1 protein-coding gene is annotated in these 1,875 nt (G+C 47.7%); it reads left to right on the forward strand.

The window, feature by feature from the left end; genetic code table 11:
* Positions 1 to 546 precede the first annotated feature (546 nt).
* Positions 547 to 1,839, forward strand: coding sequence for a group II intron reverse transcriptase/maturase (gene ltrA, locus AB4517_RS00480; protein WP_170962452.1), 1,293 nt, complete (start codon positions 547 to 549; stop codon positions 1,837 to 1,839).
* The last annotated feature ends 36 nt before the right edge of the window (positions 1,840 to 1,875 follow it).

Genomic DNA, 1,875 nt, shown 5'->3' on the forward strand with positions numbered 1-1,875 from the left:
CGTTGATCTAGGAGGTGAAAGTCCTCTACGGGCTCAGTCGAGCGAGAACCGTTAGCCTATGCAAGGGTGTTCACCGTGAGGTGAAATCTGAAGGAAGCAAATGGCAAAACTTGGTTGTGACGAACAGAAATCTGATAGTAGGTCATTACAACTTGGGCAACCTAGCAATAGATAGAATAGCCCGATGCCTCGACGGGAAGTGTGTAGTGATAAATCAGGCACGGCCAAGGGAAAGAGCAACGTCTTACCTCGGGAGATCTTATTACTTGTCTCGATAGAGACTAATACAGCAGCGATGCGGTATGACGAGCAATAAGAAGTCAGCAGAAGGCATAGTACCTTAAGGAAGTACAACTTAAGGGAAGGCCCGAACTGAATATATCAAGAAGCAGTCACTAGACACTCAATCATGTGGGGTCATAGCAAGATGAAAACCATCTCTACGTCCCAATGGGCGATACAGCAAGTAAAGCTCATGGTGATGAAGAATGACAAGCATGATTGGCGTAAACAGGAGGACGAGTCTTGGTGATCTCAACGTCGTTGATGGAGCAAATCTGCTCTTCAACCAACTTGAATCAAGCTCTACGAAGAGTGAAGAAGAACAAAGGATGTGCAGGTGTCGACAAACTCGACATAGATGCGACTATCTCAACACTTCGACAGGCTTCAAATGGGCAAGCGCTTCGCCAGAGTCTTCTGGAAGGAAGCTACCAACCTCAACCGGTACTTGGTGTAGAAATCCCTAAACCTAGTGGTGGCGTAAGGCAACTAGGTATCCCAACCGTGCTTGATAGAGTTGTCCAACAGGCAATGACCTCAGTACTGTCAGATATCTATGACCCCAAGTTCTCCAATAGCAGTTACGGATTTAGACCAAACCGCAGTGCGCACCATGCATTAACGGCAGCCAGTCATTACATCCGAGAAGGTCGAGGTTATGTTGTAGATATCGACCTAGCGAAATACTTCGACACAGTGAATCACGATAGACTGATGTACAGACTGTCACAGGACATCAGTGATAAACGAGTGTTGAAGCTCATCAGGTCATATCTACAGGCAGGCATAATGCGAAACGGGATGGTTGAACAGAGACAAAGAGGGACACCACAGGGTGGACCATTATCCCCGTTGCTATCCAATATCGTATTAGATGAACTGGATAAAGAGTTAGAGCGCAGAGGGCATAAGTTCTGTCGATATGCAGACGACTGCCAAATCTACGTTCATAGTGAAGAAGCCGCTTATCGAGTTAAAGAGTCGATAACGGAGTTCTTGGAGCAAAAGCTGAAGCTCACGGTAAATCGAGAGAAAAGTGGTGCGACAAGAGTGACAGAGCGGACTTACTTAAGCCACCGCTTCGGGATAGATGGAACAATCCATCTATCGAAGGCAGCACAAACTCAAATGAAGAAGCGAGTGCGGCAGATAACGAAGCGAAACCGAGGGCGAGAGTTGCAAGCAGTCATAGCGGAATTAACTCAATACCTAAGAGGTTGGCAACACTACTTCAAACTCGCCATACGGAAAAGCAGCTTGCAGCGCTTAGACGAATGGATACGGCGACGGCTACGATGTTACCGCTTAAAACAACGCAAACGCAGATACGGCATAGCGACATGGTTACAACAACAAGGTGTAACGGAGCGCAATGCGTGGAAGGTAGCGATGTCAGATAAAGGGTGGTGGCACTTGGCCTTAACGCCGCAGTTAAATCACGCCATGCCAATAAAATGGTTCGAGGAGTTGGGCCTGTACTCATTGCGAGATGGGTATGAGTCACTGAAAATATATTCGGAACCGCCGTATGCGACCCACGCTTGTACGGTGGTGTGAGAGGACGGAGGCCGTGAGGCCTCCTCCTACTCGATT

The sequence above is a fragment of the Vibrio sp. 10N.222.52.C3 genome (assembly GCF_041474195.1).
GTDB lineage: Bacteria > Pseudomonadota > Gammaproteobacteria > Enterobacterales > Vibrionaceae > Vibrio > Vibrio crassostreae_C.

What these genes read in the sequence shown, in the direction of transcription:
- ltrA (WP_170962452.1), top strand. Translation starts at nt 547, where the DNA reads ATGGAGCAAATCTGCTCTTCAACCAACTTGAATCAAGCTCTACGAAGA.